This is a genomic window from Anabaena sp. PCC 7938, assembly GCF_049315035.1.
GTDB classification, from domain to species: Bacteria; Cyanobacteriota; Cyanobacteriia; order Cyanobacteriales; family Nostocaceae; genus Anabaena; species Anabaena cylindrica.
On record NZ_CP186034.1, the window covers coordinates 1,937,117 to 1,953,981 of the forward strand.

The window sequence follows — 16,865 nt, forward strand, 5'->3', positions numbered from 1 at the left end:
CAATCTCTCTATTCTACCTCTATGATTCGTCATCAGTGATCAGTTACATCAGCTATTGGCTTGTAACTAGCGATTTAGCGTTAAAAGTTTCCATAAAATCAATACACCCGTGCATCTGCTGTTGCATAGTCTCAACATCAGTATGAAAGCATCGTCCATGACTTGATAGCACCCACTCAAAGGAGTAATTAGCCAATTTACGCATTGATTGAATTTGTTCTGACCAGGAATACCAGCAAAATTCATGAAAGGCCGCTAACTGGTGCAAGTCTTCTGACCAAGCAAGATGACCACCGGTGAAGAGAAATTTATTTTTGTAGAGTAAAGCCGTATATCCTTTGGTGTTACCAGGAATAGAACTAATCAACAAATCTGGATTTAATTGCAACGGTATATAACCTGTTATGTGTATTTTTGTATCACGTTCAAGACTACCAAAAGCAAGAGACTTACTAAGCAATTTAGCGTAAAAATATTAACCATATAAAATAAACTCATGCCGCAACTTGAATTATTATTAATAATTCAGAAAACTGTATTTTTTGAACATAAAATCTGCTCAAAATTTGTCATTCTCAGTAAGTACCAAAGGTGATTTTTATGGTAAGACGAGAATTTGACTATATTAGAGAATGTGGGAAAGTCAATAGTACCTCTGCCAAACCAGTATTTAGTATTCTATTAATTGGTGGAGCAGAAGGAGGAAGATCTGGAGAAGAGGCAGCCACTGAATGGTTTCTTAACAAAGCAGATCGAGGTAACTATTTAGTTCTTCGTTCCGGTGGAATTGGCAGACAAGCTGATTGGATTTGTGATCATTATAGAGATTTGATTACTTCATCTGCTGAACTTTCTATTGATAGTCGGGAAGCAGCCAATGATCCGAAAGTTATCGAATACATCCGCGAAGCTGATGCTCTATTTATAGCTGGTGGTGATCAGAATGCCTATGAAGATTATTGGGAAGGTACAGCCGTAGAAGATGCAATTAATTTTTTGATTAATGAAAAAAAAGTTCCTGTTGCTGGAACCAGTGCCGGTATGGCGATTTTGGGAGATTATTATTATGCACCTTCCCATCGAGGAGTACAGAGTTCAGAAATTTTAAATGATCCTTTTCACCACAACACAAAGGATATTTATCGCAATGACTTTATTAAAGTCCCATTTCTTAAAAATGTAATTACTGACACGCATTTAGACCGACTTAATAAAAATCATTCGGAAACAAGATATGGGAGACTTTTTGGATTACTGGCTAGAGTTGTTCATGATAGCAATCAACTTTCAGTTTTTGCTATTGGTTTAGAAGAAGGTGCATTTGTTGCCATTGATGAAAAAGGAATTGCTAAGGTATTTGGCAATGGTTCAGGTAAAGGAGAAGATGCCTATTTTCTGAAAACTAACGGTATAGTCCCAGAACAGATGAAACATAATTTACCCTTAGTTTGGAATAATAACGGAAAAGCTGTTAAAGCTTATAAAATTGCAGGCACACCAGCAGGAAGCGGACAATTTGACCTCAACAATTGGTCAACTGCTGCTGGAGGAACTTGGGAATACTGGTTTACCACTGGTGGAAGCGCTGGTTTCAAAAGAAACCCAATCAATTAGTCTGAAAATCTTGGATTTGTAGAAGTACGTCAGACAGGTTCTCATAAACAGTTTCGTCATGAAGACGCTAGAGGAACAACTGTTCCATTTCACCAACTTTGCTACGGAAGATTGCGAGTGACATCAATTTAACAGTTGACGAAATGCTGGAAGCTTGCTGATATATAGCCCTACCTTTCGCAGTAGTCGCAGAAAATCATAATCTCTTTCTTCCTCTTTGCGCCTCTGCGCCTCTGCGTGAGACATCCATAATTCCACAACACCAAAAAATAAATAAACTTTAAGCGATCGCACTCCCATCTCCCACATCACGTTATCATCGGGTATTGTGCCATAATCTGTGCCTAAACTCTCAGCATCTACCATGACGACTCCGACACCAGAACCCAATCAACCTAATACACCTCTTAGCGATACAAATCTGGTAGAAGACCGCAGCAAGCTGAGTAAGATGTATCAGCATTATGTAGAAATGAAGGATAAATATCCTCATGCGTTGCTGCTATATCGCGTCGGTGATTTTTTTGAAACTTTTTTCCAAGATGCTGTCACAGTCTCCAGAGAACTAGAATTAGTTTTAACCAGTAAACACGGTGGTGAACTTGGTCGCGTCGCTATGACCGGTGTACCCCACCACGCTTGGGAACGCTACACAACCCTGCTGGTAGAAAAAGGTTACGCTGTGGTGATTTGTGACCAAGTGGAAGACTCTGCTGATGCTATTGGTTTGGTAAAACGCGAAGTAACCCGCATCCTCACACCAGGGACTTTGCTAGAAGAAGGGATGCTCAAAGCAAGTCGTAATAATTACCTTGCTGCTGTGGTAATTGCGGCTAATCATTGGGGTTTAGCTTACGCAGATATATCAACTGGGGAATTTCTCACCTGTCAAGGTAGCGATTTAGAAAATCTTACTCAAGAACTAATGCGCTTGCAACCTTCCGAGGTACTATTTCCCACCAACGCCCCAGATTTAGGTACTTTACTGCGTCCTGGGGAAACTTCCCCATCCCTTCCCCAATGTTTACCACCCACATTTTGCTATAGTTTGCGATCGCAACTTCCCTTTTCCCAAGCAGAAGCTAGAAGTAAATTATTGCAGAAATTCAAAGTGCGATCGCTTGAAGGTTTAGGATGTGAACATCTCCCCCTCGCTGTTCGCGCTGCTGGTGGACTATTGGAATATATCGAAGATACTCAAAAAGAAAATACCGTTTTTCTGCAACTATTACACACCTATACCCTGACCGATTATCTCATCGTTGACCACCAAACCCGACGCAACCTAGAAATTACCCAAACCGTCCGCGATGGCACATTTCACGGTTCTTTATTATGGGCTTTAAACAGAACTAGTACTGCAATGGGTGGACGGGCTTTAAGAAGATGGTTGTTACAACCGCTACTTGATATTAAAGGGATTAAATCACGCCAAGATACTATTCAAGAATTAGTTACAAATACCCCTCTCCGTCAAGATTTACGGCAGTTATTACGGCAAATCTACGATTTAGAACGTTTAACAGGTCGCGCAGGTTCAGGGAGAGCCAATGCACGGGATTTAGTCGCTTTAGCTGATTCTCTCTCCCGGTTACCAGAATTATCATATCTAGCATCAGAGGCGCAATCCCCATTTCTCAAAGCTTTGCAAAAAGTACCCGCTGTACTGGAAGAATTAGCTAAAAAATTACAACTTCATATCGTAGAATCACCACCTATTTATCTCAAAGAAGGTGGTTTAATTCGTCCGGGGATAAATCCACAGTTGGATGAAAGAAAAGCGACTGTGGAAGGTGATCAACAATGGATTGCAAATTTAGAAGTTGATGAAAGGGTGAGAACGGGAATTCCAAATTTGAAGGTGGGATTTAATAAAACTTTTGGTTATTACATTAGTATTTCGCGTTCTAAATCTGACCAAGTTCCAGATAATTACATCCGTAAGCAAACTCTGACAAATGAGGAACGTTACATCACTCCTGATTTGAAGGAACGAGAAGCGCGAATTCTCACAGCTAGGGATGATTTAAATCAGTTGGAATATGAGATTTTTGCAGCTTTGCGGGAAGAGGTGGGTAGTCATGCGGAAATAATTCGGAATATTTCCCGTGCGGTAGCGGCTGTGGATGTGTTGTGTGGTTTGGCAGAATTGGCTGTACATCAAGGTTACTGTCGTCCTGAAATGCTTGCAGGGCGAGAGATTGAGGTTGTTGATGGTCGTCACCCAGTGGTGGAACAGTCTTTACCTGCTGGGTTTTTTGTGCCTAATTCTACGGGGTTGGGTGGAGAAACGAACCGCGAAGGCGCAGAGGACACGGAGGGGGAGAAGCCTGATTTAGTGATTTTGACGGGGCCAAATGCTAGTGGGAAGAGTTGTTATTTAAGACAGGTGGGGTTAATTCAGTTGATGGCGCAGGTGGGGAGTTTTGTGCCGGCTCGGTCTGCTAGGCTGGGAGTGTGCGATCGCATTTTTACCCGTGTCGGTGCTGTGGATGATTTAGCAACTGGTCAATCTACCTTTATGGTGGAGATGAATGAAACTGCAAATATCCTCAATCATGCAACTGCTAAATCGTTGGTTTTGTTAGATGAAATTGGTCGCGGAACTGCAACTTTTGACGGTTTATCAATAGCTTGGGCTGTGGCAGAATATTTAGCAGTAGAAATTCAATCAAGGACTATTTTTGCTACCCATTATCATGAGTTAAATGAACTAGCTAGTATTGTTCCTAATGTGGCTAATTATCAAGTTACAGTTAAAGAATTACCTGACCAAATTATCTTTTTGCATCAAGTTCAACCAGGTGGTGCTGATAAATCCTATGGTATCGAAGCCGGAAGATTAGCCGGCTTACCAGCAGTGGTAATAAAGCGGGCAAAACAAGTAATGGGACAAATAGAAAAACACAGTAAAATTGCAATGGGTTTGCGTGAAGGACTTTAATTATTTCATGTAAGAGACTAAATCAATAACTGTGTATGAATTACTCATCGCTAAATGCTTATAAACAGAAGATTCTTAACGATTTCAACAACCGCCTAAACTACGAGAATGAGTTTCATAGACGAGCTGCCTCTCGATTAGTAGAATTAGCAAAATTACAACCAGGTCAGAAAGTTTTAGATGTCGCTACTGGCACAGGTCTAGCGGCTATTGCTGCGGCTCAAATTGTTGGTTCTACGGGTCATGTTTTGGGAACTGACTTTGCTTTGGGAATGTTGCAGCAAGCCCAGCAAAAAGTTGCAGCTTTAGGATTGACTAATATCATGTTTGATACAGTGGATGCAGATGAGCAAGAATTTGAGGAGAGGCAATTTGATGCTATTATGTGTTCATCTGCGATCGCCTACTTCACAGATATTCCCACATCACTTTGTCGATGGCATAATGCTCTAAAACCAGGCGGAATTGTCGCATTTTCCTGCCTTGCAGAAACCTCTCCAACCGCATCTGTTTTGTTTCGGGCAGTAGTTCAAAAATACGGTATCACTATCCCAAATCCTAATGAATTACTCGGAACACATCAGAAGTGTTACCAAATACTGGAAACAATTGGCTTTGAAGAGATCGAAATTACAACTGAGCAATTAGGCTTCTACTTGCAAGATGCTGAGATTGCGTGGAATGGTAATGCTAAGAGTGCATTTGGGCTTCAGGATGTGAAAATATCAGAGGAAGAATTAGAGCGTTGTCAGCAAGAATACTTTACAGAAATAAATAAAGCTGCAACTAAAGAAGGCTATTGGAATGATGTCACATTTTTCTTTGTAACAGCCCATAAAGCCAGTGAAGCGATAACATAATAACCCCAATGCACTTCTACTTAAGGTAGCTTCACCACCTAGTTTTACTAATCGAATATTTAGGAACGCAGAAAACAAGATGAAATCCGTAACGCACCATGATCAAAGGCTTGGTGCGTTACCCTATCGTTCTAAGCATAGCCATGCCCAATAACAGATAGTACAGCCTGTTAGAAAAAATTGCTAATAGTGCCTATGATCTTTCATCAAATCTTTATTTATACTTTATTTTTCAGAAATGTATTCCTATTGACAGAATAAATGTTACAAATTAAACAAATTATTCTAATGAAAATTTTATAACATTTATGCTAACTAAAATAATTAATCAAAAATATATAAAAAAAATACAAAAAATACAAAAAAATAACTTAGATTTATAGGTGGCAAGCAGATTTTTTTTAGTAATGTATTAATGAATTTGGCGTTAATCATGACAAAAAAACTTGTATTATCGAGCAACCGCTAATCAAATCAAATTTTTGTTACCCGTATTTATTAATCAACTCAATATGAAATTACTAAATCTAGAAGATTCATACCAACTTTCACCTCTACAGGAAGGAATGTTGTTTAATAGCCTAATTGCTCAACAGTCTGGAGTTGATATTGAGCAGGTTATTTGTTTAGTGCCAGAAAAAATTGATGTGAAAATATTTCAACAAGCATGGATTAAAGTTGTAGAAAGACACGCAGCTTTAAGAAGTAGCTTTGATTGGTCAAACGAAAATGAAGCACTACAACTAGTACATAAACAAGTAATTCTTTCTCTGGAAGAACAAAATTGGAGTAGCTTATCTGACACAGAACAAAAGCAGAAATTACGAACTTATCTTCAAAGCGATCGCACACTAGGTTTTCAGCTACATACACCACCATTAATGCGTTTAGCATTATTTCAGGTAAGTGAATCTGCGTACCAATTTGTTTGGACTTTTCACCATGCTTTGTTAGACGGTCGGTCTTTACTCATCATTTTCAAAGAAGTTCTTACCTTTTATCAGGCTTTTTCTCAAAGAGAGGATTTAGAAATCCTACAACCCCATCCTTATAAAAATCATATTCAATGGTTACAGCAACAAGACTGGTCAAAAAATGCAAGTTTTTGGCAGCAATTACTTAAAGATTTTACCGCACCAACTCCTTTGTTATTAGACCAAAATCCCCATAATAAAAGCGGTTTTGGAGAGCAAAAAATTAGATTATCAGCAAAAAATACTCAGATATTAGAAGATTTAGCACAACAAAATCAACTCACTCTCAATACCTTAATACAGGCAGCTTGGGCTATATTATTGAGTCGTTATAGCGGTGAAAATGACGTTGTTTTTGGTGCAACTAGAGCTTGCCGTTATTCATCTGTCCCTGGTTCAGAATCAATGGTAGGACAATTAACCAATACCCTACCAGTCCGGGTAAAAATAACAGGAGAAACACCTATACTTCCTTGGTTAAAAGAATTGCGATCGCAGTGGGTAACTTTGCGAGAATACGAACATACACCCCTAGTAAAAATTCAGAGTTGGAGTAATGTTCCTGGTGGAAGTTCATTATTTAATAGTCTTGTCGTCTTTGAAAATTACGAATTAAATCAGGCTTTGCATTCTCATGATGAAAGATGGCAAAACTTGGAAGTGCAGCTAGAAGAACAAACAAATTTTCCGCTGACATTAGTTGGTTATGCGGGAACAGAACTTTTACTAAAAATAAAATATGACCAACGCAGTTTTAACGATGATAAAATTCTGCGAATGCTGGGACATCTGCAAACCTTATTATCCAGCATAGCCACAAATCCCCACCAAAATCTAGGAGAATTACCCCTATTAACAACAGATGAACAACATCAAATGTTAATAGAATGGAATCACACAGCAGCAGATTTTAATCAACAAATTTGTATTCATCAACTATTTGAATCACAGGTAGAAAAAACACCTACATCTGTTGCTGTTGTCTTCGGAAATGAGCAATTAACCTACCAAGAACTTAATTTTCAAGCAAATCAATTAGCACATCAACTCAAAGAACTAGGAGTCAAACCAGGAGTCTTGGTTGCCGTTTACCTAGAACGTTCCTTAGAGATAATTTCCGCAGTTTTGGGAATTTTAAAAGCTGGCGGTGCTTATGTACCCTTAGAACCCAGTTTTCCCCAAGAACGTATTCAATTACTCCTGTCTTCACTGCAAATTAATTGTCTAGTTACCCAAACTAAGTTATTACCTAAAATTCAGGAACTAGAAACACAGCTTCCCGCACTACAACACTTAATTTGTTTAGATAAATGTGCCGCTAAACAATCGGGAAATCAGCAAATATGGAATCGTTCCTATCTAGATCAATTACCTCAAAAAAACTTAAACACCTCTGTTAGTTCTGATGATATTGCCTACATAATTTTTACATCAGGCTCTACAGGAACACCAAAAGGTGTAGTTGTTCGTCATCAACCTGTGATCAATCTCATTTCCTGGGTTAACAAAACATTTAATGTTAATTCCTCTGACCGAATTTTATTTATCACATCTTTGTGTTTTGATCTATCAGTTTATGACATATTCGGACTTTTAGCCGTAGGTGGTTCTATTCGGGTTGTGTCTAATCAAGATGTTAGAGATCCAGAAGCTTTATTAAACATTATTTGCCATGAACCAATTACTTTTTGGGACTCAGCACCCCCAGCATTACAACAGTTAGCTTCCTTGTTCCCCACAGTTAAATCTAGTAATTGTCATCCCTTGTTGCGGTTGGTATTTATGAGTGGTGATTGGATACCAGTCACATTACCAGACTTACTAAAAACTACATTTCCAGAAGTGGAAGTAATTAGTTTAGGAGGAGCAACCGAAGCCACAGTTTGGTCTAATTATTATCCCATTGGCAAAGTAGAAGCACATTGGAAGAGTATTCCCTATGGTAAACCTATCCAAAATGCACAATATTATATTCTGGATTCTTACCTTAATCCTTGTCCCATTGGTGTAGCGGGGGATTTGTATATTGGTGGAGTTTGTTTAGCTTCTGGTTATTTAAATCAACCGGAACTGACAGCACAAAAATTTATTCCTAATCCCTTTAGTAAAAATCCCGAATCACGACTTTATAAAACTGGAGATTTAGCTCGCTATTTCCCAGATGGTAATATTGAATTCTTGGGACGAATTGACCATCAAGTAAAAATTCGTGGTTTCCGCATTGAGTTGGGAGAAATTGAAGGTGTACTCGCACAACACCCCGGAGTAGAAGAAACAGTAGTTATCGCTAGGGAAGACGAACCAGGATGTAAGCGACTGGTGGCTTATATGGTGCTAAATCAACAATATGCACCCAAAAATATGAATGAATTACGGCAGTTTCTACAAAAGAAATTACCAGAGTATATGATTCCTTGTACCTTGATACCCATTAACTATATTCCATTAACAGCTAATGGTAAGATAAACCGTTCGGCTTTACCCATACCTGACCAAACACGACCCAATTTAGAAAAAGCCTTTATTCCTCCTAGCAACACAATAGAATTACAATTAACTGAGATTTGGAAACAGGTATTAGGTATTAACTCAATTGGAGTTAAAGATAACTTCTTTGAATTGGGGGGACATTCCCTATTGGCTGTGAAATTGTTCACCCAAATCGAACATAAACTTAGTAAAAAACTGCCTCTCGCTACCTTATTCCATTCACCAACAATAGAAGAGTTAGCGAACATTCTCAGTCAAGAAAACGATCCCGTTTCTTGGTCGTCTCTAGTACCTATTCAGCCGATTAAGAATAGTAAACGTCCTTTATTCCTGGTTCATGCTCTTGGTGGAAATATCATTGGCTACCAAAGCCTAGTTCGTTACTTAGGTTCAGAACAACCGATTTATGGACTACAAGCACAAGGACTAGATGGTAAACAACCTCCTCACACCAGGGTTGAAGACATGGCTGCTCATTACATTCAAGAAATTCGCACCGTCCAACCTCATGGACCCTATCTATTAGCTGGTTTCTCTAGTGGTGGTATAGTTGCTTTTGAGATGGGTCAGCAATTAATAGCCCAAGGTGAGCAGGTGGCTCTATTAGCAATGTTTGATACCTATAACCCCAGGCTGTATATTGAGAATCCCTCCTTCATTCATACCATGTATGCTTATGGGCGTACCTTGTTAGAGCTATCGCCACAAGCTAAACGCTACTATTTTCTAGCGAAGATGGACTGGTTGCGGTTACTTTTTACAGGGAATCCTCATAGCAAGTATGACCTCTGGAATAATCACACTTTATCAGAAGATAGCAACCCTTACAACATGGAGTTTATAGAAACTATAAAACGGGTAACAATGAAAGATTATGTTCCGCAGACTTATCCTGGCCGAGTAACTTTATTTACTACTAAGGAAGTGTTGAGATGGTGTCGCAATGAAACCGATAGAGGTTGGAAACATCTGGCTCAGGATGGTTTAGATATCTATCATGTACCAGGTACACATTTAGGTATGTTAGATGAACCCAACGTGCAGATTTTAGCAGAAAAATTGCAGGTTTGCTTAGAGCAAGCACAGGAAAATTACTGGGAAGAAAATGCGATTATCCTATCAAATCGGCTGATTAAAACCCATAGTGCTGGTAAGTTGGTAAATCGGTAAAATCCTTGATAAATTAAGGGGATCAGATTTTTAGCCGTTGTCTGTATTGCTCAAAATTTTCTTGTATGGGCGGATTGCACGCCCATATTGTATAATTAACAACTAGCGAACAAAAATAACAACATAGACAAATAAATAACCCAAAATGAGCAAACAGGAAATCGATCCTTTCAAACAAAGCCAAGGTGCAAAAAAATCTGCTATTTTACCCTTAAGCTTGTATCTGTTAGCATTGCTCATTTCCTCCTTCACAGCCAAAAAAGCTATAGCCCAAATTGTTCCTGACAATACCCTCCCAGTTAACTCTCAGGTACAATCAGGATGCAGTATTTGTGAAATCAATGGCGGAACAATCAGAGGTGTAAATTTATTTCACAGCTTTAAAGAATTTTCTGTACCTACAGGTGGTGAAGCCTTATTTAATAATAGTTCGGCAATACAAAACATCCTTACCAGGGTAACAGGTAACACCATCTCCCATATTGATGGAATGATTCGTACTCATGGTAATGCAAACCTGTTTTTCATCAATCCTAACGGGATTATATTTGGTGAAAATGCCAATTTAAACATTGGTGGTTCTTTGATAGCGAGTACAGCGAACAGCATCAAATTTGTAGATGGTACGCAGTTTAGTCGTCAAGTTTCTCAAAGCACACCATTATTGACTATCAGTATGCCTATAGGATTGCAATTTGCAGCGCATCCCCGTTTAATTCAGGTAAATAGTAAAGCTACTGGATTGCAGATACAAGCAAATCAAACCTTAGCTTTAGTAGGCGGAGATATCAGCTTAGATGCTGCAACACTAAAGACAAATGGAGGAAGATTAGAATTAGGTAGTGTTGCTGGAGAAGGTTTAGTTAAACTCACCTCCACCAACCAAGGATTTTCCTTCAATTATGAAGGCATACAAAAATTTGGCAACATTCAACTAACTGCTGAAGCTAATGTTTGATACCAGTGGCATCGGTGGGGGAGAGATGCAAATACAAACTGGTAATCTGCAAATGAGTGAAGGATCGCGCATCGCATCTTTAACCTTGGGATCATTACCAGGAGGTAATATAACCATTAACGCCACTGATACCATAGAAATAATTGGTACTGGTGAATTTGAGAAAAAAGCAGCAAACATTCTCGATCCCAGCGCTGATGTTTCAGAAGGACGGGATGGTTTTTTTATCCTTAGCACTGGTTCTGGAAGTACCGGAAATTTTGAAATTAATACAAATAAATTGATACTTAAGGATGGAGCTATTTTATTAGTTTCTGTTGTTAATCAGGGTAATGGTGGTAATCTCAACATTAACGCCTCTGAGTCAGTAGAAGTAATTGAATCTTTATTAGCAACAGGAAATAGACTCCAAAGTAGTGGAGACGCTGGTAACATCAATATTAAAACAAAAAATTTGCTCCTTCAAAATCGAGGATCTATTGCTAGTAGTTCTTTGGCTACAGGTAAAGCAGGTAATATTAACATTAATGCTTCTGAATCAATTCAATTAACGCCAAGTGAATCTTTTTACCAAGTATTTGATGATATAAATGTTAATACAAATATCAACTCTTCTACCGTGGGCATTGCTGATTCTGGAAATATAGAAATTAGCACTAAGCAATTAATTTTAAGAAAAAATACTGCTATATCGGCTGCCACTTTTGGCTCTGGAAATGGTGGTAATTTAACAATTAATGCCTCTGATATTCACTTAATTGGTAAAGGATCTGAAAGCTTTATTAATGCTTTAGGTACTGCATCAGAAATTGGGGCAACGGGTAACGGAGGTAATTTAAATATTAATGCTAACACTTTGCAAATGCAGGATGGCAAAATTAGCGCTGGTGCTGTTGGTGTCGGAAATGGAGGAAACTTGCTTATTAATGTTAATAAAGTGCAAATTCAGGAGGGGGCAGAAATCAGCGTTTCCACTGTTAATGCAGGTAAAGCCGGAACCTTAACAGTCAATGCTGCTGATATCCAACTAGTTGGTACTGATATTAATGGGTTATCCAGTGGTTTTTTTGCCAGTTCTGGGTTAAGTGCAACAGGGGCAGCAGGAGATATAAAAGTTAATACTAATAATTTGCAAATTCTCGATAGGGCTACAATCACTGTAGAGGCTTTAGGCTCAGGAAATGCAGGCAATCTTAGCTTGAAGGCTAACTCGATTTTGATGGATCAATTTAGTACTATTAGTGGCAACAGTCTCATTAATAGTACTGCTACTAATCAAGAACAAGCTAATCTTAATTTACATTCTCAAAATTTGATTATGCGTAATGGAAGCAAAATCACTACTAATGCGACTGGCAACAATGTTATTGGTGGCAATATCACTATTGTGACTGATGTTTTAGCAGCAGCAGAAAATAGTGACATTAGTGCCAATTCGACTGATTTTCGTGGTGGTAAGGTGATAATTACTGCCCAAGGTATCTTCGGGACACAGTTTCGAGATCAACTAACTCCAAAAAGTGATATTACTGCCACTGGGGCAAGTCCAGAGTTTAGTGGTATAGTCCAGATCAATCAGTTATCTACCGATCCCAGCCAAGGTTTAATAGATCTCTCCACTAGTGTGGTTGATACTGATAATCAGGTTTCTCAAGAATGTGCAGCTGGTAGCAAATTTACCAGTCGAGAAAATAAATTTACTATTATTGGCCGTGGTGGATTACCATCTAGTCCTGATGATTTATTTACGGGGACAAGAGCATTAGTAGATTTGGTAGAGTTAGTGCCTAGTCAACAGAATGGCCCAGATATTCAACCTGTAGGAGTTAGTGACCGTATATCAACAGAGATTGTAGAAGCGCAAGGATGGGTTGTTGATGCCAAAGGTCAAGTTAGCTTAATTGCTCAATCAGCAAATGTTCTACCCCACGGTCTTATTATATCTAAGACTTCTTGTTTTGCACCTTAACTGTTAATTAACCCTCAGTATTTGACCACTTCTTGTCAGACGTGGGGCTTCTGTCAGTTCAAGCTAAAATAAGACTAGAGACAAAATTTGAAATTACTGAGTAATAGCACTCAGTTAAATAGAAGCAAAATGGGATTTTTTGATTCTGAGATAGTTCAACATGAAGCCAAGCAGCTTTTTGAAGATTATCAATCGCTGATTAAGCTTGGCAACGACTACGGCAAATTTGACCGCGAGGGTAAAAAGCTGTTTATTGAGCAAATGGAAGCAATGATGGATCGATATCGCATCTTTATGAAGCGTTTTGAGCTATCAGAAGACTTCATGGCGCAAATGACCATAGAGCAACTAAAAACTCAGCTAGGTCAGTTTGGCGTTACCCCGCAACAAATGTTTGAGCAAATGAACGTCACCCTCAACAGGATGAAAGCCGAACTGGAAAAAACTCCTTGAAGGGAGACAGGAAACTGGGGACAGGGGAGAATAGCCTTCTGCTCCCTGCTCCCTGTTCCCTAATTTGATTTAGGACGAGAAAACTGAGAAGGTGACTTGAATTTCTCTACAGGTACATCCTTAAGAGCTTTAATCATAAAATCACGCCAGATAGGAGCAACCATACCACCACCGGTCGCACCGCTAGATAATTGGCGGTTATCGTCTCTCCCGATCCAGACAGCAGTTGTGAGTTGTGGTACAGTACCCACAAACCAAATATCTTTTTCTGAAGAAGTTGTCCCCGTCTTGCCTGCAACTGGCCTATCTATAGCAGCACCTTTACCTGTACCACTTGTAACAACAGATTGCATGACATCAATAATCGCTGCTGATGCCCAGGGATCAAGGACTCGCTGCGGTTTAGGTGTGTTGTCAAGTAACACATTTCCACTGCTATCTGTTACCCGTACAATCACTGTTGGTGGTGACTGCCAGCCATAATTAGCAAAGGTAGCATAGGCACTAGCCATTTCTAGAGGAGTAACACCGATCGCACCCAAAGGTAAAGAAGTAACAGGTTCCATCGGACTCATAATGCCCAAGGTGCGGCAAATTTCAATCACTCTATTCATCCCTACGGTTTTACCAAGCTTAATCACAGGGATATTCCGAGACTGAGCTAACGCAGTCCGAATTGACATTGCACCGCTAAAGCCGCCATCATAGTTTCTCGGAAAGTACCAACCATTACCATCTCGGTAACTAACTGGAGAATCTACCACTGTACTATCTGGAGTATATTTACCCGTGGCAAAGGCAGCATAGTAAACAAAGGGTTTAAAAGCTGAACCAGGCTGACGTTGAGCTTGGGTGGCGCGGTTGAACTCACTGGCTTTAGAATCTACACCACCCACTAGGGCTTTAACAAAATGAGTCCGGGGGTCAACTGCCACAAGGGCAATTTGATTTTTGTATAAACCTTGTCCCAGTAGAGTTTTATGCCACTTGGCGACTGTTCCTTCTGCCATTTCTTGAAATTTAGCATCGACAGTCGTCTGCACCCGCATTCCGCCTTTTAGCAATGCGTCACGCCCGAACTTTTTCGCTAATTCTTGGGCTACGGCATTGGTTATGTAAGGTGAAGCACTACCTTGAAATGACCTGATTCTACCGAGTTTAATTTCTTGCTTGAGAGCATCGTCATATTCTTTCTGGGTAATCCAAGTCAATTCCAACATCCGCCCCAGGACTTCTTTTTGCTTCAGTTTTGCCAGCTTCATACTAGCGAAAGGGCTGAATTCCTCAGGGGCTTGGATTAAACCAGCCATCATTGCTGACTCACCCAAAGTTAAAAATTCTGCTGATTTGTTAAAATAACTCCGTGCTGCTGTTTGTACGCCGTAATTGTTATGACCCCAATAAACTTGATTGAGGTACATTTCTAAAATTTGGTCTTTGTTGAGAATTTGTTCTAACCGAATTGCTAGTACAGCTTCTGCTAATTTGCGAGTAAAAGCACGTTTTTGAGACAAAAACAGGTTTTTGACTAACTGCATGGTGATGGTAGAACCACCTTCTTTGACACCACCTGCTACTAAGTTGACGACTACAGCCCGGCCAACACCAGTAGGGTTAATACCGTGGTGTGTGTAAAAGTGACTATCTTCACTGGCTAATACTGCCCGTTTCAGATTTGGGGAAATTCTATCTAAGGGTACGACTTCCCGGTTAGCTTCACCATGAAATCTTGTTAAAAGTTTACCTTTAATGTCATATATGTATGTAGTTTCTGAAGGAGAAAAGTTACGTAATTGTCTCACGTCTGGCAAATTGCGGAAACTAGTGGCTAGTCCAACCAGTCCCCCGGCTACAATAGAGCTTGTTAACAGCGTGATAGATAGCAGAGTAGCGCCGGTTACTTGACCTACTCCTTTAAAAAACTCAAATCCAGATGAAGCCTGCTCTTGTGGCTGTTTGTCTTCAAAAGTCCTAGACGACACGGCGTTCTCACTTCCTCACTAGTAAATATAAATGTAATTGATGGAATGGAAAAAGTCGGTTAATTTTTTGCAATTATAGTAGTCTGGCAGAGCAAAAAACAGATAATTTGCCAGTGAACATAACTAACCTAATTTCTAAAGTACAAAGTGTAGTTAATAGCGAATTTCATATTATGACGCAAAATTTCTCTTGGTTACATCGTGGTGTGGCAGATATTTTTCCTCAACCTGATAATGATAGTGACGCTGAAAGTCTAGAAACCCGTTTAGCAAATGCGAATAGTCCTTTAAGAGTCAAGCTGGGTATTGATCCTACTGGTGCAGATATTCATCTTGGTCATAGCATACCTGTCAGAAAACTGCGAGCTTTTCAAGATGCTGGTCATACGGCTGTTCTGATTATTGGCGATTTTACGGCTCGTATTGGTGATCCTACTGGTAAGTCTGATGTGCGTCGTCAACTGACAGAGGCAGATGTGGCTCAAAATGCCCAAACTTATCTTGACCAAGTTCGCCCTATTTTAGATTTTGACACACCGGGCAGATTGGAGGTACGTTATAACTCAGAGTGGCTTTCCCATCTTGATTTGGGGAAAACTCTGGAGTTACTTTCTACTATGACTGTGGGACAGATGTTAGCTAAGGAAGGTTTTGCAGAACGTTATAAAAAAGAGAATCCTATTTTCCTTCATGAGTTCCTGTATCCATTAATGCAGGGTTTTGATTCTGTGGCAGTTGAGGCTGATGTGGAGTTAGGCGGTACTGATCAAAAGTTTAACATTGCAGTAGGTAGAGATTTGCAACGCCATTTTAATCTAAAACCTCAATTTGGGCTACTGTTGCCAATTTTAATTGGTACCGATGGTGTACAAAAAATGTCTAAGTCTTTGGGTAATTATGTGGGCTTGGGAGAACACCCTTCTCAAAAGTATCAGAAGCTCCAAGGTGTGCCAGATAATTTACTGTCACAATATTTTGAGTTGCTGACAGATTCACCTTTAGATAGTTTGCCAGAGAACCCGCGCGATCGCCAGGAATTTTTAGCCTGGGAAATTGTCAGACAGTATCACGGTGAACAATCGGCTAATGAAGCCAAGGAAGCAGCAAAAAGCGGCGGTAAGGAAGGTGCTGTTCCTGAGTTCTCTCTGGCTGTTGTACCTCAATTTCCGGCTAAATTATCTGTTATTCTCGGTTCTAGTGGTTTGTGTAAGAGTAACGCGGAAGGTAGGCGCAAAATTCAAGAGGGTGGAGTGCGTTTAGATGGTGTAAAAATTACTGATGCAGATACCTCTTACCAACAACCTAGCGAATTACACGGTAGAGTTTTACAAGTTGGTAAAAATAAGTTTATCAGACTTATAGTATAGCTTACGCTGGGCTATCAATGATAACAGAGGCAGAGCCTCAATGATGGCATTCCCAGTCAGAGACTGGGAACGAGATAAACTTCT

General features: G+C 39.7%; 10 protein-coding genes and 2 pseudogenes. 9 read left to right on the forward strand and 3 right to left on the reverse strand.

The window, feature by feature from the left end; genetic code table 11:
• Positions 1 to 52: 52 nt before the first annotated feature.
• A pseudogene (locus tag ACOWPH_RS09060) lies at positions 53 to 412 on the reverse strand (MBL fold metallo-hydrolase); the annotation flags it as partial.
• Between the two features lie 188 nt (positions 413 to 600).
• On the opposite strand from ACOWPH_RS09060, the gene ACOWPH_RS09065 reads away from it, so the two are divergent.
• Positions 601 to 1,614 (forward strand): cyanophycinase, encoded by a 1,014-nt coding sequence (locus tag ACOWPH_RS09065; protein ID WP_015215067.1) that lies wholly within the window; start codon positions 601 to 603, stop codon positions 1,612 to 1,614.
• A 45-nt stretch (positions 1,615 to 1,659) separates the two neighbouring features.
• A pseudogene (locus ACOWPH_RS09070) lies at positions 1,660 to 1,746 on the forward strand (hypothetical protein); the annotation flags it as partial.
• Here ACOWPH_RS09070 and ACOWPH_RS09075 read toward each other — a convergent pair.
• Complete coding sequence (locus tag ACOWPH_RS09075; RefSeq protein ID WP_042465044.1) at positions 1,738 to 1,980, reverse strand: hypothetical protein; 243 nt, start codon at positions 1,978 to 1,980, stop codon at positions 1,738 to 1,740. The pseudogene ACOWPH_RS09070 and the gene ACOWPH_RS09075 sit on opposite strands and share 9 nt — an antisense overlap.
• On the opposite strand from ACOWPH_RS09075, the gene mutS reads away from it, so the two are divergent.
• The 6 genes from mutS (at position 1,979) to ACOWPH_RS09105 (ending at position 13,432) form a co-directional block, all read left to right on the forward strand.
• Positions 1,979 to 4,558, forward strand: coding sequence for a DNA mismatch repair protein MutS (gene mutS, locus ACOWPH_RS09080; protein WP_015215068.1), 2,580 nt, complete (start codon positions 1,979 to 1,981; stop codon positions 4,556 to 4,558). The genes ACOWPH_RS09075 and mutS overlap by 2 nt on opposite strands.
• Before the next feature lie 35 nt (positions 4,559 to 4,593).
• Positions 4,594 to 5,418: a class I SAM-dependent methyltransferase gene (locus ACOWPH_RS09085; protein WP_015215069.1), complete on the forward strand. Its 825-nt coding sequence runs from the start codon at positions 4,594 to 4,596 to the stop codon at positions 5,416 to 5,418.
• Positions 5,419 to 5,930: 512 nt separating this feature from the next.
• The gene (locus tag ACOWPH_RS09090) at positions 5,931 to 10,052 is read left to right on the forward strand and encodes a non-ribosomal peptide synthetase (protein ID WP_015215070.1); all 4,122 of its coding nucleotides are present in this window, start codon (positions 5,931 to 5,933) and stop codon (positions 10,050 to 10,052) included.
• A gap of 145 nt (positions 10,053 to 10,197) precedes the next feature.
• Positions 10,198 to 11,010: a filamentous hemagglutinin N-terminal domain-containing protein gene (locus ACOWPH_RS09095; RefSeq protein ID WP_422665716.1), complete on the forward strand. Its 813-nt coding sequence runs from the start codon at positions 10,198 to 10,200 to the stop codon at positions 11,008 to 11,010.
• The gene (locus tag ACOWPH_RS09100; protein ID WP_422665717.1) at positions 11,003 to 12,979 is read left to right on the forward strand and encodes a hypothetical protein; all 1,977 of its coding nucleotides are present in this window, start codon (positions 11,003 to 11,005) and stop codon (positions 12,977 to 12,979) included. The genes ACOWPH_RS09095 and ACOWPH_RS09100 overlap by 8 nt, the downstream gene beginning before the upstream one ends.
• 129 nt (positions 12,980 to 13,108) lie before the next feature.
• On the forward strand, positions 13,109 to 13,432 hold the full coding sequence (locus tag ACOWPH_RS09105; RefSeq protein ID WP_015215072.1) for a DUF1825 family protein: 324 nt from the start codon (positions 13,109 to 13,111) through the stop codon (positions 13,430 to 13,432).
• A 59-nt stretch (positions 13,433 to 13,491) separates the two neighbouring features.
• On the opposite strand, the gene ACOWPH_RS09110 is transcribed toward ACOWPH_RS09105, so the two are convergent.
• A complete protein-coding gene (locus ACOWPH_RS09110; protein WP_015215073.1) occupies positions 13,492 to 15,414 on the reverse strand; it encodes a transglycosylase domain-containing protein in 1,923 nt (640 codons plus the stop codon).
• Between the two features lie 173 nt (positions 15,415 to 15,587).
• Here ACOWPH_RS09110 and tyrS point away from each other — a divergent pair, with 173 nt between their 5' ends.
• Positions 15,588 to 16,781: a tyrosine--tRNA ligase gene (gene tyrS / locus ACOWPH_RS09115; protein ID WP_015215074.1), complete on the forward strand. Its 1,194-nt coding sequence runs from the start codon at positions 15,588 to 15,590 to the stop codon at positions 16,779 to 16,781.
• Positions 16,782 to 16,865: the final 84 nt, after the last annotated feature.